We start from the raw sequence: 21,924 nt of genomic DNA, 5'->3' as shown, positions 1-21,924 counted from the left end.
GGGATCCTATTTCGAGGTTTCGCCATCGTATCGACCCGCAGTGATTTAATATTTAATTAATAGTCTGTTCAAAATAGTTAATATTTCTCGTTTTTATAGGCTGTTTGGTTGAACTCCAGTCCCTCGCCATGTGCCCTTTTTCTGATCAACCTCTGGACTGTAACAAGAGTGCGAAGCCGTTGTTAGAGCTTCTGCTGTTTATTGAGAAGCGAGCGACAGCTGAAGAGCAGATTCAGCAGGTGCGAGATTATTTGGACGCTCTAGACGTGAGCTGTCGCGTCAAGTTGCACGTGGTGGAAGTTTCAGATCAGCCCTATTTAGTAGAGTATTACCGGCTAGTGGTGACGCCTGCCCTCGTTAAAATTCATCCTGAACCTACGCAGGTATTGGCTGGGAGTAATCTTTTGGCTCAGCTCCATGAGTGCTGGCCTCGTTGGCGTCAAGAGCTTGAGGAGTTGCCTGAGCAGGGGGGGCAACCTTCGCTGGCTCGATCAACTCAGATCATGAAACTCTCTGACGAGATCTTTCGACTGCATCAGCAAAATGAAGCGATGCAGGAGCAGCTCAAGTTTAAAGACCGAATTATGGCGATGCTCGCTCATGACTTACGGAACCCTCTCACGGCGGCTGCAATCGCAATTGAAACTTTAGACGGGCAGTGGGATTCAGACAACCCGACCTCTTTGTCAAAAGAGATGTTGATGAAGCTCTCGGATCATGCTCACACTCAAATCCGATTAATTGAACGCATGATTACCAGCGTTTTAGAGGCCTCGCAGGGCAAGAGTGTCACCCTCGACATCCAGCCCAAAAAGCTAAGCTTAGTAACCCTCTGTAAAGAAACTTTGGATGATCTAAGCCATCACTTCGCAGAGAAGGCACAGACTCTAAAAACTGATCTCCCGGCCGATCTGCCATGGGTCCACGGTGATGTTGATCAAGTGCGTCAGGTTCTCATCAATTTGCTCGAAAATGCTCTGAAGTATACGCCCTGCGGCGGCACTATCCAAGTTTCTCTGCTCCATCGCACCACTCAGAAAGTTCAGGTCAGCATCCGAGATGATGGGCCTGGCATCCCAGAGGAAAAACAGAAATACATTTTTGTTGACCGGTTCCGTCTCACACGCGATCAAGACCAAGAGGGCTATGGCATTGGCTTGGCTCTCTGTCAGCAAATTGTGCAGGCGCACTACGGCAAGCTTTGGGTTGAGTCGTCTTTAGATGAGGGGAGCTGTTTTCACTTCACTTTGCCGGTTTATCAATTTTGAGGTTGTGACTCCCTTGAGCGCAGCTTTTCTTTCTCGAGACAGACAAACCGCAGGCTATCGCAAACCAGCCATACGCCATCGCGAATTAGCTTTCCACGCTTCATTCCAGCACCAGACAAGTTATAAAAGTTTATAGAGTTGATGTTTCGAGTGATACGGGAGCATAGTAGGCTGAGGTTAATTGATCCTTTTGCACATCATTAAAGGTATTAAGATTCATGGTTGAGCGTGGTTCTAAAGTTAAAATTCTTCGTCCCGAATCCTATTGGTATCGGGAAGTTGGCACAGTTGCCTCTATTGATAAAAGTGAAACGACGAAGTATCCCGTGATTGTTCGCTTCAGCACTGTTAATTACACCGGCTATAGCGGTAGTGCCAGTGGTGTCAACACCAATAACTTTGCAATGAATGAATTAGAGGAAGTGAAATAAAGGGGGAAGGGCATCTAAAGTCCTTGACCTGAACCTGACGCCAGCTTCCTTTACGGTTTTAAATATCTTTACTGTATCCAGCACCCTTACTTGCCCATCGGCAGAAGGGTGCTTCTGTTTGGTAAGCAGTAGATGCTCAACGTCTAGAAGCTTTGTCCCTCACCCGTAAGCGAGTTCCATGCCTGAGCTGCCTGAAGTTGAAACCGTACGTCGAGGTCTAGACCAAAGAACCTGCGGGCATCCGCTATTAGGTGCTCAGGTTCTCTATCCTCGGACGATTGCTTATCCTAGCCCTGCTGAGTTTGAAGTGGGGATACAAAATATGCATCTTAAAGCTTGGCAGCGACGCGGTAAATATCTGCTAGGGCAGCTGACGTCTCAGGCGCAGCCTGCAGGCTGGCTCGGTGTCCATTTGAGAATGACGGGACAGCTCCTGTGGCTCCGTCGTGATGACGCTTTGCAGAAGCATACGCGCGTACGCCTCTTCTTTGCCGATCAGCAAGAGCTGCGTTTTGTAGACCAACGTACCTTTGGACAGATGTGGTGGGTGGCGCCCGGAACTGCTCCCGAAACCGTTATCTCTGGCCTGCAGCGACTTGGCCCGGAGCCGCTTTCTGTTGATTTTTCTGTGCCTTACCTAGAGCAGCAGCTCAGCGGTCGCCGTCGTTCGATTAAATCAGCCCTGCTCGACCAGTCCATTGTGGCAGGGTTGGGCAATATCTATGCCGACGAGTCTTTGTTTGTCAGCGGTATTTTACCCACAACTCTGTGTCTTAAGCTGACTGCTCAACAGGTGGAGCGCCTACATGCAGCAATTGTTCAGGTTTTATCCGCGAGCCTAGAGCAGGGAGGAACCACCTTCAGCGATTTTCGAGATGTTTTGGGCATCAATGGCAATTATGGGGGCGTTGCCTGGGTCTATGGTCGGGCAGGCCAACCCTGCCGCAGCTGTGGCACCTTGCTGGATCGAATGAAGTTGGCTGGCCGCTCAACTCACTTCTGTCGCCAATGTCAAGTCTAACTCAGCCAATCTTAAGATAGCGATTAGCTGGGTTTCAGGGGCATCGCGCAGAATAAAAATGTACAAATCTGGTAGCGCCCTCTAAGATCTATGAATATCCATGTATTGCTCATTGAAGACGAAGCAAGCATTGCCAGGCTCCTAGAGCTGGATCTAAACGATCTAGGTTATCGAGTAACTGTCGCTCATGACGGGCTGACGGGCTTGCATTTGGCTCAGACGCAAGCGCCAGATATCATCGTTCTAGATTGGCAGTTGCCGCAGTTGACGGGGCTAGAGATCTGTCAACGCCTCCGTGCTGCGGGCAAGATGATGCCGATTATTTTTGCGACAGCGCTAGGAGACGATCTGCGTCGTAAAGCTGCACTGCGGGCAGGCGGTACGGACTATCTAGTCAAGCCTTTCAGCACTGAGAGCTTACTGCAGGTGATTGATGAGCAGCAGGCCCTGGTGGCTTAGGACCTAATCTTGTGTCGGTCTTTGACCCGACGCGACCCCAGAGCAAAGTTACGACGGACGACTCGGCTGCATCGGTAGTGAAACGGTTACTGTTGTCCCTAGCTCAGAAGACTCAATCAGCAATGTGCCTTGGTGGGCCTCTACAATTCGGTTGGTAATGGCTAAGCCTAGACCATTTCCAGAAGACTTGGTGGTGTAAAACGGCTGCGTCAACTTAGGGATTGTCGCAGCGGGGATTGGCTCTCCCCCGTTCTTGACGCGGATGGTAACCCGGTTTCGAACTGGGTCCGCTTCAACATGCCATTGAATCATCTCTCCGGGTGGGGAGGCTTCGCTGGCGTTGCTAATGAGATTAATAAAGACTTGGCGTAGTTTATCGCGATCGCCAGAAATAGTGATAGGCACAGCCGATAGCTCAATCTTTAGTTCTCGTTCGGCCACAGAGGGAATAGCTTTGATTGATGCCATACTGTCGGTGATCAGATGATTGACATCTAGTTCTGTGCGTTCTAACTGCTGCTGTTTCGCATAGAGCAAGATCTCGTTGAGAAGGCGCTGTAGCCGCTCTGCTTCTTCTAACGCTAGGGTTAGGCGCATTTGGAACCGCTCGGTCAGGTCTATGTTTTTGAAGGCGTTGAGCCCCATTAACACTGTGGTGAGTGGATTTCGGACTTCGTGAACAATCATGGTGGCTAACTCGCCAATCTCAGCGAGCTGTTCCGTCAATTTTTCTGCTGCTTTACGTTCCGTCGCATCTCGACTCAGCGCCAGAATAAACTGCTCATCGCTAAATTCAAAGAGTCCGAGGCGTACTTCTACAGGGAATGTACTGCTGTCTTTACGCCGATGTATCCCTTCGATGGTGACAGGAATGCCGGGGGTTAATCGCTGCCAGAGAACTTTAAAGTCTGCTGCGGTTAGCTGTTTTTGGATGTCGGGGACGGAGAGCATCAGGAGTTCTGTGGAAGTGTAGCCTAGATTGCGACAGGCTTGCTGATTGACTTCAACGACGCGGCCTTGGGCATTGATGACGAAAATAGCATCGACCGCTTGTTCAACTAAGGCCCGAAATCGCTGTTCGCTAGCTTTACGCTGTGCGATCGCATCTGAGATCTGCCGATACATCTGTCCAAAGGCTGTGATCACGTCCCCTAGCTCATCATGGCGCTGGTGATCAAGGGAAACAAAAGGGGGAGCTGTCTGTGGCTGATCTTGGAGGGCAAGTTCCCCAGCCCGCAGCAGATCGGCGCGGAGCTGCAGGACAGGGGTGATCACAATGGTGTAGACCACAATCATGGTTGCTACAGTGACAAAGACTGAGATGATCAGCACTAGGAGGGAAATACGCCCCACGAATGCGAAGATATCGTGCTGGACCTGAGTGACGTCGTGGCGAATGATCAATGTATATTTCTTGCTAGACGGAACCATCATCCAGGCTGAGTCATAGCGTTGCCCGAAGCGATCCAGAATTTTGGCTTGCTGATTGCGGGTAACTTTACGGTAGGACAGCTCCGGCGGTTCACCAAACTGTCCGATCCGTTTGCCATCAGCGCGATAGAGTGTGCCTCCCAATACAACGGGGTCTGCCTGCAGCTTTTGTAGTTGCTCAAGCAGCTCAGGGCCAGAAATTTGGGGCAGTGAGCTAAGAATGCCAGAGGCCCGCGCAGAGGAGACGGCACTTAACTGGTATAGCAACTCTTGTTCACGCCGAATAACGGAAGGAATCAGCAGAATCGCCTCGATGACAAGGATGCTGAGAAAGATCCACAGCTCAATCTGCCGTGATAGTCGCGCTTTGAAGAGTTCTGAGAGAATGCGAAACTGAACCGGCAAGTTTTGCTCCTTTGCAAAAACGAAGGCTTCTCTAACTCTCTCAATATGTAGCGCAAATTGGTGCTGAATCTAGGATGCAGCGACAGAAAGTAGTAAAAAATTATTACCCATAGAGGCGAAGAGTTTGGCTCTTCGCCTCCAACAGGTTTAACGACAGCAGAACTCTAATGTCGTGCAGGTATAGATTTATTTAGCGACTTTTTCCTTAAAGAGTTTCCCGGCACTGAAGGCAGGAACTCGTGTGGCTTTGATTTTGAGAGTTTTACCCGTCTGTGGATTGCGGCCATTTCTAGCCTTGCGATCGCGAGGTTCAAAGCTGCCAAAACCGACAACGGTAACCTTATCGCCCTCGCTCACGGTGTCAACGACAACCTCTAGCGCAGCCGTCAAAATAACGTCAGCCTGCTTCTTTGTAATATCAACCTTTTCAACAATGGCATCAACTAATTCACCCTTGTTCATTAAAAAGATCCTCATATATATTTTTGAGAACTTTATAGCAAGATTTTTCGGTCTGATTGCATTTAGCAAAAAAACTGTACAAACCTTAGAGTGCCTACTCTCAGAGACGTTGAGGTGGGAGAACCCTATAGTCTGCTGTAATCTTAGATGGCGTTGGTCAGGCGTAAGAAGGCTGTTAAGCGTAAAGCGAAATTTTCAGATTGAATAAGCAATGAGTGATTCTAGTGAGTAACTTGGTGAGTGGATCTGCGCCGATGGAATGAGGCATAGCTTGGTGATCGGAACTGCTGGACAGACGCCAGAAAGGGCCAGTCAACGCTTCTTGTTTCGTCTGGCTGGCCCTTTTATAGATATCCCTAAGCAAAATTTAGTCGTTAAAAAATGCCTTTGAGGATGTAGTCTGCGATGCGATCGATGCGGATGTCATTGCGATCGTCGTACACGTCAAAGCGGTCATTACCTCGATCATATCTATCAAATCGGCTATAAAAAATGCGCTTGCATTCTCTGCGGCGATATCGATATTGACACTTTCGGGCATAGAATTTTTCAAAAGCACATTTTCGTCGAGACCAGGACCGGCGACAGAACCCCCTCCGTCTTTTAAAGCTTCCCCCGTGTCGTTCAAATCGGCCTCTTCTGCGCCTTCTTCCGGCAAGCAATTGGCCTGAACCGATCCCCTCAGTGAGTGATACATCAGGATTCGCTGCAGAAACCTGATGCTGAGTGGAAAGCGCTGAGGCTGGGAGAGCCGTTGTTCCTAACGCTAGCGCTGTTGCTAAAATGATCGCAGCCTTAGCCATGATCATGACCTCCTGAATTCTTTGTCTTTGCTGATGTTAATCAGCGTAGAGACTTCAGCTAGGCATGTCAGTCCTAAAGGGATAGCTGAGTAATCGCCAAGACTGGCTTCGTGATCTGATCAGAAATAGAAATTAATAGAGATTAGTGCTGCTTAGCGCACCGAGCTGCCTGCTTGGCCTGGAGCAATGACAAAAGTTGGCTCTGACAATGTCACCTCGTACCCAGCATCAGGGGGAATCGTGAGCAAGACCTTGGTAAAGGTAACAACCTGTCCAGGAGCCAAGGTGCTGGGTTCGGGCTGAGCACTGCCGGTTTGAAGTAGATTACCGTCTTCATCTAACACTTCAAAGTTGATGGCTGACACTGTGACGGGGTCAGGGTTTTTGTTGACCAAGATACCGAAGACCTGAGACGAACCGTTCAACCGAATGATCGGCTCTAAGACTAACTCGCGAATATCTAAATTACGAACAATCTTTTCTAAGTCAGCTTCTGGATCGGCCTCTATTCGGCTTGTTTCTTGGGGCCGTCGTTCTTGCGAGGCTTGAGACCCCAGCTCGACTAGATCATTCCAATAGGATCGGTAATATTGCTGCTCGTCAGGAGACCCCCCAATTTGAATAATGTTTTCTTGGGCCTGGGCGGCGGGAGCGATCAAGCTTGAGATTGCGATTAAGGTGATACCGAAACCTGTGTGTGCAATCGCACTGGAAATCTTAGACATTACTGAACCTCCTAACAAGGGCGCAGAACGACTGTCTTCCATCTGCTCAAGTAGAGTCAGATCATTAGCCGTTGAGCAACTGTTTCATTCTTATCGTAGCGATAATCTCAAGACAGATATTTATTTTTTGTCTATGAATAAAAATAATCTCAAAAGCTGTAGAGGACAGACGCTAATATCAATCGGGAGCACGTCTAACCTCCGCTCGGCTTTCTAGAACTAGATGTGAAATCAAGTGCCACTGATCGCTGCGCACCATCAAAAACCCAATGGGGCTGGGCAGTCGCAACCAGTTCTGTGCCCGCTTCAGGATCTGTAAGGTATGAGGGGGACTGGTCAGATTGTTGCGATTATCGAAGGTAGGTTGGATGCGATCGCAAATCCTCCAAATTCCAAACCCAGATTGCCTGAACAGCTTCTGACTCTGCATCATGCTCTGTATTGTTTGCTCCAGATGTTGAACGAAGAAAAGAGTGATGACTGATTTACTTCTTCCTTGTCGTCTGTCGGTAATGTCTTGATAGATTGCAAAAAAGCGCGAGTGATTCCCTTCACATCGGCAATTTTGCCAAATTTCTTGACGAAGCTGAAAACCTGTGCAAGATTGGGTACTACAAACGTAGTATTTAATCCGCTCTGGATCAATATCTTCAAATGAAACGCAGACCCACCTCAGCCAGCCGAATGTCGCAGCACAAACATTGTGTTGCGGTAACTGCTGCGCGATTGGGTTTTGAGACCCTGACGGGACTCGGCTGCAGTTTCTTAGAAGGCATAAATTGGGAACCTATTTCCGATAGACAATACCCAGATCCAAATATCAAGAGCGGAAGGTGCGACCTCGCACCGACATAACGACCGGCATTAATCTTGCTGAATCCCCGCTCTGCCCTGTGTAGAGCGGGGATTCTTTTTTTGAGGAGTTTCGACCGATGACTGTACAACACGCCGTATTACAAAATTCCGTGGTGGTCTTTTCCAAGGCGTATTTACCCCTAGCCAAGATCAACATTAAGCGCGCCATTGTGCTGCTGGTGACGGAACAGGCTGAGGCGCTGGACTTTGGTAATACCCAGATGTGGGAAGTGCGATCGCCCTCCACGATCCTCCAGGTCTCAGAACACATCCGCCTGTTGATGGGCAACCCAGAGCGCCAGTGGAAGATTCCTCCGGTGAATCGGCGCGAAGTCCTCAAGCGTGATCAGCATCGCTGCCAGTACTGCAACAGCAGCCGGAAGCTGACGCTCGATCACGTGATTCCGCGCTCAAAGGGTGGACTGCACACCTGGGACAACGTGGTTGCCGCCTGTGAATCTTGTAACTGTGGGAAAAGCGATCGCACCCCCAAACAAGCAGGCATGACCTTGTTCACCAAACCCAAAGCACCGATCCATCCCGCCGTGGCGTTTGCCGACCAGTTTTGGAAAAGCCAGCCCACACCCTGAGAACTAGGGCCGTCTCTGTTCTCCTTCACTAAACCCAGACTTTAGGAGACAGCTAAGATGTTGAAATTGATTTACACCGAACTGGGGCTGCACATGGACTACGAAGCAGCTTCCCTAGAGGCGGTGGTCTCTCAGCACGTGATTTTGAGCGTTCGCATCGGTCGAAGCCTGCACGTCGAGATGGGCCTAGCGTCTTTCTTGCTTCCCATCCAAGCGCCTGGACTGGAGGCTCTAGATGCGGCTCTGCACCGATATGCCGAGACCCTAGAGATCACCTGTGTCGATGCCGAATATGTCGAAGTTGATCTCGGCGGCACCTGGATGGCTCAAACCATCGACGCCCATGAAGGGATGTTTCTCGCAGCCTACGACTATGAGACTGAACTCATTCTTCATCGTTTGTGGCATGCGGCGGGTTTACCCCTCACGTCTGTAATTTAGCTCAAACCCATAAAGGAGAGGTGGTTTTGACTCTCTTGAGGTAGCCCATCCTCTCCTTTTTTAGAAGGATCTGAAAAATCTTGTAGTATGCCCTTGACATTTATGTAGTATGTTTGTAGTATAAATGTAATGCGCTCCACCTTCGGGGCCAAAAACAATTTCTGAACCTAGACAACTGAATATTATTTGCCACATTTTGGCAGTCAACAACTGAGTGTAGAAATGGGAGCCTTCTCCCGAATCGTTAAAGCGATTAAACGTCTGACTCAATGCATTGACCGCCATTTCTGGGGGTGTAGCTTAGCCGGTCTAAAGCAGTCGCCTGTCGAGCGAAAGATCGCGAGTTCGAATCTCGTTTCCCCCGTTACAAGTATGGCAACACCCGGCTGAGTGAGGACATTGGTGTTTGAACCCATCGTTTCTTTGCTCAAGATGATGTCCTCATCAATACGTGTGTCGCCATATCTCGTGGACGATTAGATAAGTCGCTTTGGTTCTCAGCCAAGGAGAAGCGGGTGCAACTCCCGTCGAGACTTCTTATTGCTAGCGACAATTTGTCATTAGTCATGTGTCCAGGTTGCCAAGTGCTCAAAGGCGTCGGTCTGCAACATCGATATCGTGGGTTCAAATCCCACCCTGGACTCCAAGTGGCGCAGTGTAGCCTAACGGCAAGGCGCTTGGCTCATAACCAAGAAGATGCGGGTTCAACTCCCGCCACTGCAACCTATCGCAACTGACTGTTGAGTTAAGACGATGGAAGAACACTCTAGATCGGGTTCAACCTTTAAGACGTCCTAATCAATACGCCAGTTGCAATATGCGGGGATGGTGTAATGGCAACACCTCAGCCTCCAAAGCTGATGTTCTGGGTTCAAATCCTAGTCTCCGCGTTGCCTGAACTGGTTTGGTTCAGGCAGTTCATGAAGTGGTGTACGCAAATGGCTTAAGCGGCTTGGCTTTCATCCAAGTGATTGCGGGTTCAATCCCCGTCACCACTCCCAATAGCAGTACCCGGCTGAGTGAGGGCAGCTCTTCTTGAGCACACATGGGAGCAGCCATTTGAACGCCCTCATCGATACGTGTACCGCTATTCACATAGGTCGGCTCGCCTACTGGTGTGGGCAACTGCCTGTAAAGCAGTCGCTGATTGCGTTGCAGGTTCAATTCCTGCCCGACCTACCAAACATGGAGAGATCGCCATTGGCAAGGCAATCTGTTTGCTAAACAGTCGTGGATTTAGTCCACTGGGGGTTCGATTCCCTCTCTCTCCGCTTTGAGAACGTGGTGTAACTGGATAACATCTCAGACTACGAATCTGAAGATTGAGGGTTCAAGTCCTTCCGTTCTCGCCAATTCCAATTGTGCAAGTCAATTTATCCCCCGGTAGCTCAGAGGTAGTAGCGCCTGTGTGAAGTACAGGAGGTCGTCGGCTCAAAACCGACCTGGGGGGCTTGATGGAGTGTAGTTCAACTGGCAGAACGCCTGACTGTTAATCAGGTAGTTGGAGGTTCGATTCCTCTCGCTCCAGCCATTCATTGCCGAGTGGACGAATAGCAAGTCGCCTGACTCTGAATCAGGAGGTTGTAGGTGCAACCCCTACCTCGGCATCCATTCCTTGCCCTGTGGTGTAACTGGAAACACTTCGCTCTTTGACAGCGAAATTCTAGGTATTTCCTTCGGAAACGCTGACGCGAACGAACCCTGGCGGGGCAGTTGGAGGTTGTTGAAAGTGACCATTTGCCTGGATCTCTTCACGTCTCCTTTTCTTACTCCTGTGGCGCAATTGGTAGACGCGGCTGTCTTAAACACAGTTTGTTGTGGGTTCGACTCCCGCCAGGAGTATCGGGTATTCGGAGAACAGTTCCGAGATCCGTTTTTCAAGTTCTCAATTTTTTATGCTCCTGTAGCCCAATGGGAAGAGGCGCTGGTTTCAAGCACCAGAGGTTGTGAGTTCAAGTCTCACCGGGAGTACCAAGTATCCGAGTGTGGCGCAGCTTGGTCAGCGCGCCTGGTTTGGGGCCAGGATGTCGCAGGTTCAAATCCTGCCACTCGGACTGTTCATACTCCTGTAGCCCAACCGGAAGAGGCGCTGGTCTTAGACACCAGAGGTTGTGGGTTCGACTCCCACCAGGAGTACTTCGCTCCCGTGGCGAAATCGGTAAACGCCTCTGTTTGAGGGACAGAGTTTTTGCAGGTTCAAATCCTGTCGGGAGTACCAATGGGCCGCTGGCAGAGCGGATATGCAGCCGCCTTTTAAGCGGATAGATCCAGGTTCAACCCCTGGGCGGCCCACCAGGGTTGTTAGCTCAGTTGGTAGAGCAGTCGCCTCTTAAGCGAAAGTGCGTAGGTTCGATCCCTACACAGCCCATCATCCCCCCTGGGGTGAGGGAGCTAAGTCTCTCTATTGTTTATGTTATTCACCGTAGTCAGCTAACCAAAGGAGGTGTGTGATGACTGTCATGGTTATGGAAGTTAAAAGCGTCAATCAGCATCTGAATGCTGATGCGCTCAAGGTCTATGCAATGCAGGCTCCGGGATGCCCCGCGATTCAGATTATTGCTAATTTGGAGCGGGTTTATGAGGTGGGCGATCGCATCTCAATCGCTCAAGTCAACTCCGTCCTCAAAGATGGCACTAAAATTAAAGCCACTAGGCTGCGGGGGTTAGTGTCCTACGGTATGGCTTTGGGTAAAACAGATGCACCTGTAGGGCAAGATTTATCTGATCTGTACTGTCAAAAGTCAGTCGCCCAGTCGGTGCAGCTACAGCGGTGGCCGAGTATGGAGTTGCTCTATAACGTCCGTCGGAATTTGATCGCTCTGGATGCCACTCCGGTAGTGACCTATCGAGCCAAAATTAAGCTGGATGGTACCAATGCTGGGGTACAGGTGTTCTCGGATGGTCGGGTGGCGGCTCAGAGTCGTTCTCAGATTATTACGCCGGGCGATGACAACATGGGCTTTGCCCATTGGGTGAGCCAGCACATCGACTATTTCGCTCGGTTGGCGGGCCGTGAACATCTCACCCTGTTTGGTGAATGGTGCGGTCAGGGAATTCAGAAACGGACGGCGATCTCTCAAATCGATCGCAAAATCTTTGCTGTTTTTGCAGTTCAGACCGGCGGGGTCGAAAACGAAGTCGCCAAGCTGGAGGTTGATCCAGAGAAGATTGCTGAGCTTTTGCCTGCTCACCCTGATGTGTTTGTGCTGCCTTTCATGGGGGAGCCATTGACGCTGGATTACGGTAGCCGAGACCAGTTGGAATCTGCTGCTACAGCGATCAATCAACTCGTGACTGAGGTGGAACACACCGATCCTTGGGTGAAGGATACCTTCGGGATTGAAGGTTTGGGGGAAGGTGTTGTGCTTTATCCCCAGAGCATCCCGGCTGATCGTCTCACCTATCCTGAGCTGATGTTCAAGGCTAAGGGGGAAAAGCATCAGGTAGTTAAGACCAAAAAGCCGGTGCAGCTTGATCCTGAGCGGGTCAAAAGTATTGATCAGTTTGTGGATCTGGTGGTGACTTCTGCTCGGTTGGAGCAGGGGGTGACTGAAGCCTGCAGCGGTTGTTTGGAGATATCTCAGATGGGGGCGTTTCTGAAGTGGCTGGCGATGGATGTCCAGAAGGAGAGCGGGGCTGAACTTGAAGTGGCTCAGCTTTCTTGGAAGGATGTAAACAGGGCTGTCACTGATGCGGGGAAGAAGTGGTTCCGCGATCGGGTGATGTCGGTTGGGGTTGCTCAGTAGAGGATTGGGGGTGGTTGGTTTGGGCCGTTAGGCTCTGCGTTGGCCCCCCAATTCTGAGGGAGAGTCGCTTCAAAAGCGAAGAACTCTAGCGGCGTTGTAACACTGGCTAATACTACGGTTAGCATGGGAGGACAAGAACCTGAGACCTCTCAACATAAGCGGTAGAGAACAAAGAGCATGCAAGAAATCTGGGATCGAATTGAGGCAGGCTTAGCTATTCACGCACCAAGTATCATCCCTCTCCTTCAACCAGGTGCGTCGGAAGAGGATATTAAGAATGCAGAGACAAAGCTTGGTATTGAGTTCCCAGAAGATGTGAGAGAGTCTTACCGAATTCACAACGGGAGGCTTGATGAGGAAGGTTTTCTCAGTGGCTGGACAGAGTTTTATTCTCTGGAGGACATCTTTCGTCAATGGGATATCTGGAGAGAGGTTTTGGAAACAGAGCCACTAATAGACTTTCAACGTGAAATAGAGGGACCAATTAAGCCAGATTTGTTCAATCTCCGATGGATTCCTCTGTTGGGGAATGGGTGTGGTGATCACTGTTGTCTAGATCTAGATCCGTCTCCAGAGGGTCAAGTAGGGCAAGTTATAGTTTTGATTCATGATGACCTCGATATGGAGGTGTCGGCTCCATCTTTCAGAGCCTTGTTAGCTAACTTTGCTGATGAGCTTCATGCTGGCACTTACACGTTCTCAGAGGAATATGGTGGCCTGATCGCTGTTACAGATCTCGCGGAGTTTCAAGAAGAGGATCGTAAATATGCTCAATTTATGCAGCAATATCCTGACCAAAAGCAAGCGCATGAAGCTTTTTACGAATACAAGCGACAAAAAGCTAAGAACCATTAAGGTACCTGATCCACAGAATTGAGCTGCGAATTGGAGCAATTACGTCTTCAGCAGCCATTAGTTAGCCATATCTAATGAGGAGTGTTGCAAACCCGTTCGTGAGGGTGAGGCATGTTGCGATCGCAACTCATCCAAACCAACCTGCCACAAAACCAAAACCTACAGCCACTCTCCCCCCAGAATTGGGGGGCCGGGGGGGCCAACGCAGCACCCAACAACGAAGCCCCAAACAAACCAAAAACAATATGGCGGAGATGGAGAAAGAGAGGCTCGGCAGTCTCATAAGCTGCACATCTGTGAGTGCAACTCTCACCTCCGCTACCAATTGCCGGTGTAGCTCAATTGGCAGAGCAACTGATTTGTAATCAGCAGGTTGCAGGTTCAACTCCTGTCACCGGCCCCAACCCTGCGGATATGGTGCAACGGCTAGCACGAAAGGCTTCCACCCTTTTGATATGGGTTTGAATCCCATTATCCGCTTTAGGCGAGTGTGATGTAGCAGTAGCATCTGGCGGTGCCAACGCCAGCGCGTGAGTGCGAATCTCACCACTCGCTTTTTATGGGAGTGTCGCCCAACGGATGGGGCACCGATCTTCTAAATCGGTCTGTGTAGGTTCGAGTCCTGCCACTCCTGTATGGGTCTGTAGCTTAATTGGGAAAGCATCTGCTTTGCAAGCAGAAAGATGTCGGTTCAAATCCGACCAGAATCCACCATTATGTTGGCCGAATCCGAAGCGGACGAGGAGCTAGGTTGTGACTCTAGCGTTAGCGGGTTCAAGTCCCGTCGGTCAACCCAATTCTTTCGCACGATTGGCTCATGGAAGGTGCCGCTGAATGGTCGGCAACTGGTCTTGAAAACCAGGGTATGGCCCTGCTGTAGGGGTTCGATTCCTCCACCTTCCTTCTTCCTTTTTCCACCAGAGGCCGAAAAGTGAGGCGCTGTGCTGATAACACAGTCATAGCAGGGGCAGTACCTGCCTGGTGGATTTCTATATTTTTATCCAAAGGAGGTGAATCCGATGAAACTTGCAGAAGCTCTAATTCAACGGGCTGATTGTCAAAAGAAAATTGTGCAACTACGCCAGCGACTAAACCGCAGTGCCAAAGTGCAAGAGGGTGAACAGCCGCCTGAGAACCCTCAAGAGCTGTTGATGGAATTAGAAGATGCGATCGCAACTCTAACAACCCTCATCCAGCGCATCAATCGCACCAACTCCAGCACTGAGTTTAACAACGGCAACTTGTCTGACGCCCTAGCGCAGCGAGATACACTAATGACCAAGCGTAGCGTCCTCGAAAACTTAATTCAGGAAGCCTCAATTACGCAAAATCGTTACAGCCGTTCAGAAGTGCGGTTTATCAGTACCGTTGATATTGCCGATTTACAGCGGCAGATCGACCGTGCCTCCCAGGAGCATCGCCTCCTAGATGCGCAGGTACAGGCTCTGAACTGGCAAGTAGAGCTGCTGGATGCCTAGATTCGGGCGAAAACAGAAAATAGTTGGTAGCTACTGACAACAGAAGCGAACACAACCCGCCAACTGGGCAAGTTGGAAACCACGTTGTCTGTAAAACAACCTTTGGTATGCTGCGGGCCAGCGTAAATGGGTTCGACTCCCGCTTACAAATGACGCCCAGCAATGTGACAAGGGCACTGTGTACCGTCACGACTAACAACCCTGTGTTGATCTGTTGAATTTGGCGAGGGCGGGTTCGGGGACTATTTATTTGGAGGTGCTATCTCACCTCTAAATACACGAATCAGTTAAATCTGCGTATACTCTTTGTATATACCTTTGAGTGCCTGATGAAAACTAAAGTGCAAAAGTGGGGCAATAGCTTAGCCCTACGGATTCCCAAATCATTTGCGGCAGAGATCCTTCTGCGGCCTGATACTGAAGTTGAGTTAAGTATGGTTAAGGGTAAATTGGTTATCACTCCCATCCTTGAAGCCAGCTATTCCTTAGAACAGCTACTTGAAGATGTTACCGAAGAGAATATCCATGCTGAAGTAGAGACAGGAGCCTCCGTTGGCAATGAGGCTTGGTGAACATGATCTATGTTCCAGAACAGGGTGATGTGGTTTGGATTGACTTCAATCCTCAGATAGGACATGAACAAGCCGGTAGGCGTCCAGCCTTGATCTTGTCGCCTTTGTCCTACAACCGTAAAGTCCGTCTAGCACTTTTGTGTCCTATTACCAACCGGGTTAAGGGGTACCCCTTTGAAGTTGTTATCCCGTCAAACGAAAAGGTCTCGGGCGTGATTCTCTCGGATCAAGTCAAAAGCTTAGATTGGCAGAAGCGCAACGTTGAATTTATTGCCAAGCTCCCTGATGAGATTGTCGATGAGGTTATGAAGAAGCTGAAAACGTTGCTTCCCTAACTCTGCCAGCACCCAAAAAGACTTGCGATGGCCGAAGGCCGGTCGGAGACCATCGCAAACTACCCACTTCCACATGAGGAGTGGTGCTTTTCAGATGGCTTTATGAAACCGCGATCGCAAAACGATTTTATTTTTTCTCAATGAAGGAGGTCAGAAAATGACCAAAGTAAATTTTGAGTACATGGCCCACAAAAGTGGGCACCCCATCAAAGCCTGGATTAAAGGCGTCGATGTCGGCGAAGAAGCGATCGCACAGCTCAAAAACGTCGCCAGTCTACCCTTCATCTACAAACATGTCGCTGCCATGCCCGATGTCCACTGGGGCAGAGGCGCAACCATCGGCTCTGTCATTGCCACTAAAGGCGCAGTGGTCCCCGCCGCCGTCGGTGTGGATCTGGGCTGCGGGATGATGGCTTTGCAAACCACTCTGACAGCGAACGACCTACCCGATAATCTGGATGCGATGCGGTCTGCCATTGAGTCCGTGGTGCCTCACGGTCGGACTGATAATGGGGGACGTGGCGATCGCGGTGCATGGCATGACCTGCCTGAGATTGTCAGCACCTTCTGGAAAGGGTTTGAGTCTCGCTATCAGCTCATTGAGTCCAAGCATCCCAAGGCGATTAGCAAGAACAACGCCCGTCATCTGGGAACGCTGGGAACTGGCAACCACTTCATTGAAGTGTGTTTGGATGAATGCGATCGCATCTGGGTCATGCTCCATTCTGGCTCTAGAGGTCTAGGGAACCGGATTGGCTCCTACTTCATCCGCAAAGCCAAGCAAGAAATGGAACGGTACTTTATCGATCAATTTCTACCCGATAAGGATTTGGCCTATCTGGTGGAGCATTCTGAGCTATTCGACGATTATGTCGAAGCGGTGGCCTTTGCCCAAGATTTCGCCTTAGCCAACCGCAAGGTGATGATGAAGCGAACGCTTGAGGCGATTCGATCTGTGCTGCCAGAGCTAGAGGTCTCTGTGACAGAGATGGCGGTCAACTGCCATCACAACTACATTCGCAGAGAGAATCACTATGGCAATAATGTCTGGGTGACTCGCAAGGGAGCTGTCAGCGCCCGTGAAGACGAGCTGGGCATTATCCCTGGCTCTATGGGAACTGCCTCTTACATCGTCAAAGGCAAAGGGAGCAAAGATAGCTTCTGCTCTTGTTCTCACGGTGCTGGTCGGCGCATGTCTCGGGGACAAGCCCGCCGAGAGATTACGCTTGAGCAACATCAAGCGGCGTTGAAAGGCATCTCGGCCCGACTCGATTCTGAAGTGTTGGATGAAAGCCCAGCCGCCTACAAAGATATCGATCAGGTGATGGCGGCTCAAACTGATCTTGTCGATGTAGTGCATTCACTACGGCAGGTGGTGAATGTGAAGGGGTAAATCGAGTTTGCTACCGTCTTGAAAGAGGGAATCGGTTTCACCCCTCTACTGATTCAAGGCTCGTATCCATCAGGCTGTGAAGGAGCTGTGCAACTCTGCATTAGCCCCCCAGAATTGTGGTTGGGGGGCTAATGCCTTCTTTCTGACTCAAGCCGAAGGCAAAAGTACACGAGCTCCTAAAGCTCGGACTGTCTAATCGGCGGAGCAGAGCGGCGAACGCATAGATCCTAATAGCCTCTTGCTACCCGTTCGGATGCCGAAGGGGAAAATATCGCTACTGCTGCAAACCGTCGTTTTCAATGGCACTATAGGCGCTTTGCGATCGCAACCCCAACCAAGGATCTGAATCTGGGGTCAAGAACAAATCGGCATAAACTTTTGTATTCAGGGCTTCCACCGTTTGAGTATCAGCTTCTTCCAAAAACCATTGATGGATTTGACTCCGGAGCAAATATTCATTCCGCACGGTATCGAGGGCCATGGCGGTCTCAAAGTTCTTCACTGTGGCCTCAAATTGGGCATCTGCTTGTGACCACTGGGCTGAATTCTTGCTCAACATCAGCATTTTACTGTTCTGATCAAGCTGAGATTGATCTTGATGCAGGTCTGCAATTTTACGCCAGACTGCAGTATTAGTCGCTTCCTCAAGCTGTGTGCGATTACGGTCAGCCGTTGCAGCGAGTCCCAACGCGGAAGAAAGCAGGGGCGTTTCAACCATAGACTTGCCGATAGCCAGACGTCCGGCATCAATTGCAGATGGCGTGCTAAGGGGCAAAGGCGCAAGCGCTGGAAGTTTATCAATGCCAATATTTGCCAAGTCAGATCGCCACTGATTTTGGGTTGCAGTAAGACGACTGCGATGATAATTCTGCAATAAATTTTTCGGGTCGAGCGGGAGTATCCTCAACTCTTTCGTTGATGCTCGTGGCTTGAGCTGGGACATCCTTTGATTGAGGGTTTTGGCCTGCTTCAAATGGCTGAGAAACGCCTGTGGCCCATACAGTCCAGGCAGTGCATCGATGGGTTGTCCTCGATCGTTAAGGATGTAGTGAATACTGTTGCCTGTGAGGGTGCGCTGTAGCTTTCGGCCATCACCGTAATCGATGGTGACTTGAGGGACAGGGCGCACCGATTCCCAGTGGAGAATATAGCGATCGCGCAAATACTGCGAGACCTTGGCATTGGGGTACAGTGCAACGCGGAAAAATCGACTGTTGGCGCAGCTCAATTCTTGATCAAGATTCCCCAACATTCGCAGGGACAAAATAGGCTTTCCAGTAGCGACAGCCTCAGCCTTTGCCGCAGTCAGATCGGTATACCAGAATAAACGGGATGCATGACAGTCTCGTTGCTTGCACAGAGCGTCTAGGGCCGCTCGCAACTCCGGTTTCGGAAGCTCCTGAGCGTTGGGAGTATGGGTGGATAAGAACTTCTCGAGGCCCGCTTGGCCCTGGGCTCTATAGGCCTCTATCTCGGTTGAGGGGAATGAAGATGCAGGATTCGCGAAGGCTGATGCCGCCATGATTGTGGGCGAGAGACAGGTTGCGATGGCCCAAAGCCCACCTTTGGTGAACGCAACCCCCAAAACACACCGACTCAACTGACGCACCATAAAACACCTGTAGAACAACCCTTCTCTTTTATAGCTGCAGGAGAAAAGAAACGGAATGATCCGGATCACTTTGATAGATTGAAGAAAACGGCCATCCAGAGCCGACGTCCTCAGACATCCTGCGAGTTATTCAAAACAGCATTGCTGCAAAACAATGGTAGCCAAGCGTCCTATATATCTAGACCACCAAGCCACAACACCGGTTGACTCCGAAGTGGTCACGGCCATGCTGCCTTACTTCACCGAACACCCAGGCAATCCCTCCAGCAGTCACCTCTTCGGCTGGGAAGCAGAGGCCGCCGTCAAACAGGCGCGCCGTATGCTTGCCGACGTAATCCGCGCGACCCCAGAAGAAATAATCTTTACCAGCGGTGCTACAGAGGCCAACAACTTAGCCATCAAAGGAATCGCTGAAGCCTATCTCCAAAAGGGGCGTCACATTGTGACCGTCCAAACAGAACATAATGCAGTCCTCGAGCCCTGCCGCTACCTTGAAACGCTGGGTTTTGAGGTCACCTATCTACCGGTTCAAGACCAAGGACTCATCGATCTCAACCGGCTTGAGCAGACCCTGCGCTCCGACACCGTTCTAGTCTCTGTGATGGCTGCGAATAATGAAATTGGCGTTCTTCAGCCTCTTGCAGAAATCGGCGCTCTTTGCCAGCGCCATCAGGTGTTGTTCCACACCGATGCAGCCCAAGCCATCGGCAAAATCCCCCTAGACGTAGAGGCGATGCAGATCGACCTCCTGTCGATCACTGCCCACAAGCTATACGGCCCCAAAGGAATCGGTGCTCTTTACCTGCGCCGAGGCACTCGCATGGCAAGCCAACTTCACGGCGGCGGTCAGGAGAGAAGCTTGCGGTCAGGGACGCTTGCCACACCGTTGATTGTTGGTCTCGGCAAAGCGGTCGAACTCGCGATGCATCATCAGGAAACAGAGGGCCATCGGCTGGCACAACTCCGAGACGATCTGTGGCATCAGCTCCAAAAGCTAGAAGGTATTTATCTCAATGGCCATCCCACTCAGCACCTGCCGGGATGCTTGAACATCAGTGTGGTAGGCGTTGATGGCACTCGTCTTTTGCGTGAACTGCAGCCTAACCTAGCGGTTTCCTCTGGTTCTGCCTGTGCCTCAGCGAAACCAACTCCATCCCATGTACTGACGGCTCTGGGACGTGATCCGGTGCTAGCGCGTGCTTCTCTGCGCTTTGGTATGGGCCGCTTCAATACAGCCACCGATATTAATCAGGCTGCATCTCACGTCATTGCCGCCGTGCAAACGCTGCGCCAGCCGCACAGAGCCATCAAGCTTTGAGAAATCAGGTCTCTAGAGAAACAAGTGTCGTGCACACCCTTGCCTATGCCCTTTATCCCCCTGCAAAGCCATCGCTTTGACACCCTTAATGACCCCGGTCGCACAGTCGTGCATTGCTTTAACCTGCAGGGATATTAGCTCATACAAGAATAAACTGATCGGCCGTAAGACCTGGCGCGCCCGTAAGAGTTGCCAAGATCGACGAACTCGACGAGCCAGTTCCATCTGAATCGAAGCGAAGAACACCTTGATTGGGGTCGCTCGTGTCATACAGGAAGTTTGCACTACTCCCAAGAGGACTAGGAGAGGTCCCGCTTACAAAGCTTCCGGCAGCTGAAGCTATCGTACTAAGGGCTACCCCACTGGTTAGTCCGCCCCCAAAAGCAGCGGCTGAAATTTGGAAGAAATCATCACTGCCAAAGTCAGTAATCGTATCACCCCCCTCAGAGAGGGCCGTGTAGACAAAACTATCGCCGCCTCCATTCCCCGTGAGTACGTCACTTCCCTCACCACCCGTTAGCAGGTTCGCACCATTGTTCCCGGTTAACGTATCACGGAAGGTAGACCCAATGACATTCTCTATGCTGTTCAGCGTGTCTTGCTCAATAATATTGTTTGAAGAGATTTCATCAGCAATCGCCTCGTACCAAGCATCAGCAATCTTCTCGTAACCCACTGCATTGGGATGAATCTCATCGATTAAGTCACTGAGAGATAGTTGACTATTGATATCAACAAAAGTGACGTTTCCTCCCTTGGCTTCAATAATCGGCTGAATAGCAGCGTTGAAATCTATCGTCTGTTGAGTATCGTCAACAGCCCGTTCTCCTGGCGCGATGGAGGATACAAATAGATCAGCATCTGGTGCCTGAGCGGTAATTTGATCGATTAAGCTACTCAGCCGATCAGGTGCATTCTCAAGGTCAAAATTTCCAAGAATATCATTGGTGCCGATCATCAATAGGATGGTGTCGGGTTGAGCAGTACTGAGCCAATCATCAACGGAATCCGCGATTTCATCAATCCTAAAACCACGGTGACCCTCATGATCAACGTCAATCGTCGGGGGACCTGTTTGCAGAGAACCCACAAAGTCAATGTCAAAACCGTCTGAGACAAAGGAATTCCACAGTGGAATACGATAGCCTCCATCAGGATCGGTCTCAAGCCCTTCTGTAATTGAGTCACCCAAGGGCATTAATCTAATCGGGGACGTAATCGTTGTCGTACCAGCCGTGAGATCAACGTTGACACTACTGACTGCCTCAGAGTAGTCGGTAGTGTCAATTCCGCCCCCACCATTCAACGTGTCATCACCCTCACCGCCGACTAGTAGATCCTCACCAGAACCGCCTGTGAGTGCGTCATCACCTGCATTGCCTGTGAGTGTATCGTTCCCAGCACCCGCGCTCAGGCTATTGTCATTTGCATCACCAATGAGGTTGTCGTTGCCGTTCCCTGTGATAATTTGCTCAAAATTCTGAAACGATTGTCCCCCTCTCCGGCCATCTCCAACGCCCCCTTGTTCTACAAAGATTGTGAGGTTGCGTCCATCACTGGGTTCAAATCTGATGGTGTCTTGCCCTGCACCGCCGTCAAATGAGTCTAGACCACTGAAGTTATTAACGATGACCGTATCATCACCAGAACCGCCTGTGAGTGTGTCATCACCCGCACCACCTGTGAGCGTGTCGTCACCTGCACCGCCAGTGAGTGTATCGTTC

Annotated in this window: 20 protein-coding genes and 24 tRNA genes; 37 read left to right on the top strand and 7 right to left on the bottom strand. The window is 50.4% G+C overall.

All coding sequences use genetic code 11. The features are described 5' to 3' along the window. Nucleotides 1–179: 179 nt before the first annotated feature. The 4 genes from C1752_RS15660 to C1752_RS15645 all read left to right on the top strand — a co-directional run bounded on the left by C1752_RS15660 (nt 180) and on the right by C1752_RS15645 (nt 3,179). Nucleotides 180–1,268: a histidine kinase gene (locus C1752_RS15660; RefSeq protein WP_233501629.1), complete on the top strand. Its 1,089-nt coding sequence runs from the start codon at nt 180–182 to the stop codon at nt 1,266–1,268. Between the two features lie 218 nt (nt 1,269–1,486). After that, entirely contained in the window at nt 1,487–1,699 is a 213-nt protein-coding gene (locus C1752_RS15655) for a photosystem I reaction center subunit IV (RefSeq protein ID WP_110986997.1), read from the top strand. Between the two features lie 178 nt (nt 1,700–1,877). Continuing rightward, the gene (locus C1752_RS15650) at nt 1,878–2,720 is read left to right on the top strand and encodes a DNA-formamidopyrimidine glycosylase (protein ID WP_110986996.1); all 843 of its coding nucleotides are present in this window, start codon (nt 1,878–1,880) and stop codon (nt 2,718–2,720) included. 90 nt (nt 2,721–2,810) lie between these two features. Continuing rightward, nucleotides 2,811–3,179, top strand: a complete 369-nt coding sequence (locus C1752_RS15645) for a response regulator transcription factor (protein ID WP_110986995.1) — start codon at nt 2,811–2,813, stop codon at nt 3,177–3,179. Between the two features lie 48 nt (nt 3,180–3,227). Here C1752_RS15645 and C1752_RS15640 read toward each other — a convergent pair whose 3' ends face one another. From C1752_RS15640 to C1752_RS15620, 5 genes are all read right to left on the bottom strand, one after another. Then, nucleotides 3,228–5,015, bottom strand: a complete 1,788-nt coding sequence (locus tag C1752_RS15640; protein ID WP_110986994.1) for a sensor histidine kinase — start codon at nt 5,013–5,015, stop codon at nt 3,228–3,230. A 186-nt stretch (nt 5,016–5,201) separates the two neighbouring features. After that, nucleotides 5,202–5,477, bottom strand: a complete 276-nt coding sequence (locus C1752_RS15635) for an HU family DNA-binding protein (RefSeq protein ID WP_110986993.1) — start codon at nt 5,475–5,477, stop codon at nt 5,202–5,204. 374 nt (nt 5,478–5,851) lie between these two features. Further along, nucleotides 5,852–6,280, bottom strand: coding sequence for a hypothetical protein (locus C1752_RS15630; RefSeq protein WP_146242356.1), 429 nt, complete (start codon nt 6,278–6,280; stop codon nt 5,852–5,854). A gap of 152 nt (nt 6,281–6,432) precedes the next feature. After that, a complete protein-coding gene (locus C1752_RS15625) occupies nt 6,433–7,005 on the bottom strand; it encodes an FxLYD domain-containing protein (RefSeq protein ID WP_233501628.1) in 573 nt (190 codons plus the stop codon). A gap of 178 nt (nt 7,006–7,183) precedes the next feature. Next, nucleotides 7,184–7,435: a hypothetical protein gene (locus tag C1752_RS15620; RefSeq protein ID WP_233501627.1), complete on the bottom strand. Its 252-nt coding sequence runs from the start codon at nt 7,433–7,435 to the stop codon at nt 7,184–7,186. A gap of 502 nt (nt 7,436–7,937) precedes the next feature. On the opposite strand from C1752_RS15620, the gene C1752_RS15610 reads away from it, so the two are divergent. The 32 genes from C1752_RS15610 to C1752_RS15465 all read left to right on the top strand — a co-directional run bounded on the left by C1752_RS15610 (nt 7,938) and on the right by C1752_RS15465 (nt 17,270). Continuing rightward, entirely contained in the window at nt 7,938–8,450 is a 513-nt protein-coding gene (locus tag C1752_RS15610; RefSeq protein WP_110986989.1) for an HNH endonuclease, read from the top strand. Nucleotides 8,451–8,507: 57 nt separating this feature from the next. Then, a complete protein-coding gene (locus C1752_RS15605) occupies nt 8,508–8,891 on the top strand; it encodes an alr0857 family protein (protein ID WP_110986988.1) in 384 nt (127 codons plus the stop codon). A gap of 289 nt (nt 8,892–9,180) precedes the next feature. Further along, nucleotides 9,181–9,255 (top strand) — tRNA-Asp (locus C1752_RS15600). 206 nt (nt 9,256–9,461) lie between these two features. Next, nucleotides 9,462–9,537, top strand: a tRNA-Cys gene (locus tag C1752_RS15595). 5 nt (nt 9,538–9,542) lie between these two features. Continuing rightward, nucleotides 9,543–9,614, top strand: a tRNA-Ile gene (locus C1752_RS15590). 96 nt (nt 9,615–9,710) lie between these two features. After that, nucleotides 9,711–9,781: transfer RNA gene (locus C1752_RS15585), tRNA-Trp, on the top strand. Between the two features lie 34 nt (nt 9,782–9,815). Next, nucleotides 9,816–9,892: transfer RNA gene (locus C1752_RS15580), tRNA-Glu, on the top strand. 96 nt (nt 9,893–9,988) lie between these two features. Further along, nucleotides 9,989–10,073, top strand: a tRNA-Tyr gene (locus C1752_RS15575). A 5-nt stretch (nt 10,074–10,078) separates the two neighbouring features. Beyond that, nucleotides 10,079–10,162 (top strand) — tRNA-Ser (locus C1752_RS15570). A 4-nt stretch (nt 10,163–10,166) separates the two neighbouring features. After that, nucleotides 10,167–10,243 (top strand) — tRNA-Arg (locus C1752_RS15565). Between the two features lie 25 nt (nt 10,244–10,268). After that, a tRNA-Phe gene (locus C1752_RS15560) sits at nt 10,269–10,341 on the top strand. A 5-nt stretch (nt 10,342–10,346) separates the two neighbouring features. Further along, nucleotides 10,347–10,422, top strand: a tRNA-Asn gene (locus tag C1752_RS15555). Nucleotides 10,423–10,427: 5 nt separating this feature from the next. Further along, nucleotides 10,428–10,502 (top strand) — tRNA-Gln (locus C1752_RS15550). Nucleotides 10,503–10,659: 157 nt separating this feature from the next. Beyond that, a tRNA-Leu gene (locus tag C1752_RS15545) sits at nt 10,660–10,733 on the top strand. Between the two features lie 55 nt (nt 10,734–10,788). After that, nucleotides 10,789–10,865 (top strand) — tRNA-Leu (locus C1752_RS15540). 5 nt (nt 10,866–10,870) lie between these two features. Beyond that, nucleotides 10,871–10,945, top strand: a tRNA-Pro gene (locus C1752_RS15535). Nucleotides 10,946–10,953: 8 nt separating this feature from the next. Further along, nucleotides 10,954–11,027 (top strand) — tRNA-Leu (locus tag C1752_RS15530). Between the two features lie 4 nt (nt 11,028–11,031). Further along, nucleotides 11,032–11,109 (top strand) — tRNA-Leu (locus tag C1752_RS15525). A 2-nt stretch (nt 11,110–11,111) separates the two neighbouring features. Further along, a tRNA-Lys gene (locus C1752_RS15520) sits at nt 11,112–11,186 on the top strand. Next, nucleotides 11,187–11,259: transfer RNA gene (locus C1752_RS15515), tRNA-Lys, on the top strand. A gap of 82 nt (nt 11,260–11,341) precedes the next feature. Next, nucleotides 11,342–12,637 (top strand): RNA ligase family protein, encoded by a 1,296-nt coding sequence (locus C1752_RS15510; RefSeq protein WP_110986987.1) that lies wholly within the window; start codon nt 11,342–11,344, stop codon nt 12,635–12,637. Nucleotides 12,638–12,814: 177 nt separating this feature from the next. Then, entirely contained in the window at nt 12,815–13,492 is a 678-nt protein-coding gene (locus C1752_RS15505; RefSeq protein WP_110986986.1) for an SMI1/KNR4 family protein, read from the top strand. A 247-nt stretch (nt 13,493–13,739) separates the two neighbouring features. Continuing rightward, nucleotides 13,740–13,816: transfer RNA gene (locus C1752_RS28485), tRNA-Met, on the top strand. 3 nt (nt 13,817–13,819) lie between these two features. Further along, nucleotides 13,820–13,895, top strand: a tRNA-Thr gene (locus C1752_RS15500). Between the two features lie 5 nt (nt 13,896–13,900). Next, nucleotides 13,901–13,972: transfer RNA gene (locus C1752_RS15495), tRNA-Gly, on the top strand. A gap of 81 nt (nt 13,973–14,053) precedes the next feature. Next, a tRNA-Arg gene (locus C1752_RS15490) sits at nt 14,054–14,126 on the top strand. 3 nt (nt 14,127–14,129) lie between these two features. Continuing rightward, nucleotides 14,130–14,206 (top strand) — tRNA-Ala (locus tag C1752_RS15485). A 5-nt stretch (nt 14,207–14,211) separates the two neighbouring features. Beyond that, nucleotides 14,212–14,288, top strand: a tRNA-His gene (locus C1752_RS28480). A gap of 223 nt (nt 14,289–14,511) precedes the next feature. Then, nucleotides 14,512–14,970: a DIP1984 family protein gene (locus tag C1752_RS15480; RefSeq protein ID WP_110986985.1), complete on the top strand. Its 459-nt coding sequence runs from the start codon at nt 14,512–14,514 to the stop codon at nt 14,968–14,970. Nucleotides 14,971–15,299: 329 nt separating this feature from the next. Continuing rightward, nucleotides 15,300–15,542: an AbrB/MazE/SpoVT family DNA-binding domain-containing protein gene (locus tag C1752_RS15475; RefSeq protein WP_110986984.1), complete on the top strand. Its 243-nt coding sequence runs from the start codon at nt 15,300–15,302 to the stop codon at nt 15,540–15,542. Between the two features lie 2 nt (nt 15,543–15,544). Next, nucleotides 15,545–15,877, top strand: a complete 333-nt coding sequence (gene mazF / locus C1752_RS15470; protein WP_110986983.1) for an endoribonuclease MazF — start codon at nt 15,545–15,547, stop codon at nt 15,875–15,877. Between the two features lie 157 nt (nt 15,878–16,034). Then, nucleotides 16,035–17,270 carry an RtcB family protein gene (locus C1752_RS15465; protein ID WP_110986982.1) on the top strand — a complete coding sequence of 412 codons (1,236 nt, stop codon included), beginning with the start codon at nt 16,035–16,037 and terminating at the stop codon, nt 17,268–17,270. A 274-nt stretch (nt 17,271–17,544) separates the two neighbouring features. On the opposite strand, the gene C1752_RS15460 is transcribed toward C1752_RS15465, so the two are convergent. Next, nucleotides 17,545–18,882 (bottom strand): hypothetical protein, encoded by a 1,338-nt coding sequence (locus C1752_RS15460; RefSeq protein WP_233501626.1) that lies wholly within the window; start codon nt 18,880–18,882, stop codon nt 17,545–17,547. 154 nt (nt 18,883–19,036) lie between these two features. Here C1752_RS15460 and C1752_RS15455 point away from each other — a divergent pair, with 154 nt between their 5' ends. Next, the gene (locus C1752_RS15455; protein WP_110986981.1) at nt 19,037–20,200 is read left to right on the top strand and encodes a cysteine desulfurase family protein; all 1,164 of its coding nucleotides are present in this window, start codon (nt 19,037–19,039) and stop codon (nt 20,198–20,200) included. A 139-nt stretch (nt 20,201–20,339) separates the two neighbouring features. Here the strand turns inward: C1752_RS15455 and C1752_RS15450 are convergent. Next, nucleotides 20,340–21,924, bottom strand: a 1,585-nt coding sequence (locus C1752_RS15450; protein WP_233501625.1) for a GDSL-type esterase/lipase family protein, incomplete at its 5' end; no start/stop codon positions are given.

Source organism: Acaryochloris thomasi RCC1774 (assembly GCF_003231495.1).
GTDB lineage: Bacteria > Cyanobacteriota > Cyanobacteriia > Thermosynechococcales > Thermosynechococcaceae > RCC1774.
Note: the sequence above shows the minus strand (reverse complement) of the source record. Positions and strands in the feature narration are given on the sequence as shown.

What these genes read in the sequence shown, in the direction of transcription:
- C1752_RS15465 (WP_110986982.1), top strand. Translation starts at nt 16,035, where the DNA reads ATGACCAAAGTAAATTTTGAGTACATGGCCCACAAAAGTGGGCACCCC.
- C1752_RS15505 (WP_110986986.1), top strand. Translation starts at nt 12,815, where the DNA reads ATGCAAGAAATCTGGGATCGAATTGAGGCAGGCTTAGCTATTCACGCA.
- C1752_RS15620 (WP_233501627.1), bottom strand. Translation starts at nt 7,435, where the DNA reads ATGCAGAGTCAGAAGCTGTTCAGGCAATCTGGGTTTGGAATTTGGAGG.
- C1752_RS15475 (WP_110986984.1), top strand. Translation starts at nt 15,300, where the DNA reads ATGAAAACTAAAGTGCAAAAGTGGGGCAATAGCTTAGCCCTACGGATT.
- C1752_RS15645 (WP_110986995.1), top strand. Translation starts at nt 2,811, where the DNA reads ATGAATATCCATGTATTGCTCATTGAAGACGAAGCAAGCATTGCCAGG.
- C1752_RS15650 (WP_110986996.1), top strand. Translation starts at nt 1,878, where the DNA reads ATGCCTGAGCTGCCTGAAGTTGAAACCGTACGTCGAGGTCTAGACCAA.
- mazF (WP_110986983.1), top strand. Translation starts at nt 15,545, where the DNA reads ATGATCTATGTTCCAGAACAGGGTGATGTGGTTTGGATTGACTTCAAT.
- C1752_RS15610 (WP_110986989.1), top strand. Translation starts at nt 7,938, where the DNA reads ATGACTGTACAACACGCCGTATTACAAAATTCCGTGGTGGTCTTTTCC.
- C1752_RS15605 (WP_110986988.1), top strand. Translation starts at nt 8,508, where the DNA reads ATGTTGAAATTGATTTACACCGAACTGGGGCTGCACATGGACTACGAA.
- C1752_RS15480 (WP_110986985.1), top strand. Translation starts at nt 14,512, where the DNA reads ATGAAACTTGCAGAAGCTCTAATTCAACGGGCTGATTGTCAAAAGAAA.
- C1752_RS15460 (WP_233501626.1), bottom strand. Translation starts at nt 18,882, where the DNA reads ATGGTGCGTCAGTTGAGTCGGTGTGTTTTGGGGGTTGCGTTCACCAAA.
- C1752_RS15635 (WP_110986993.1), bottom strand. Translation starts at nt 5,477, where the DNA reads ATGAACAAGGGTGAATTAGTTGATGCCATTGTTGAAAAGGTTGATATT.
- C1752_RS15510 (WP_110986987.1), top strand. Translation starts at nt 11,342, where the DNA reads ATGACTGTCATGGTTATGGAAGTTAAAAGCGTCAATCAGCATCTGAAT.
- C1752_RS15630 (WP_146242356.1), bottom strand. Translation starts at nt 6,280, where the DNA reads ATGGCTAAGGCTGCGATCATTTTAGCAACAGCGCTAGCGTTAGGAACA.
- C1752_RS15625 (WP_233501628.1), bottom strand. Translation starts at nt 7,005, where the DNA reads ATGTCTAAGATTTCCAGTGCGATTGCACACACAGGTTTCGGTATCACC.
- C1752_RS15655 (WP_110986997.1), top strand. Translation starts at nt 1,487, where the DNA reads ATGGTTGAGCGTGGTTCTAAAGTTAAAATTCTTCGTCCCGAATCCTAT.
- C1752_RS15455 (WP_110986981.1), top strand. Translation starts at nt 19,037, where the DNA reads ATGGTAGCCAAGCGTCCTATATATCTAGACCACCAAGCCACAACACCG.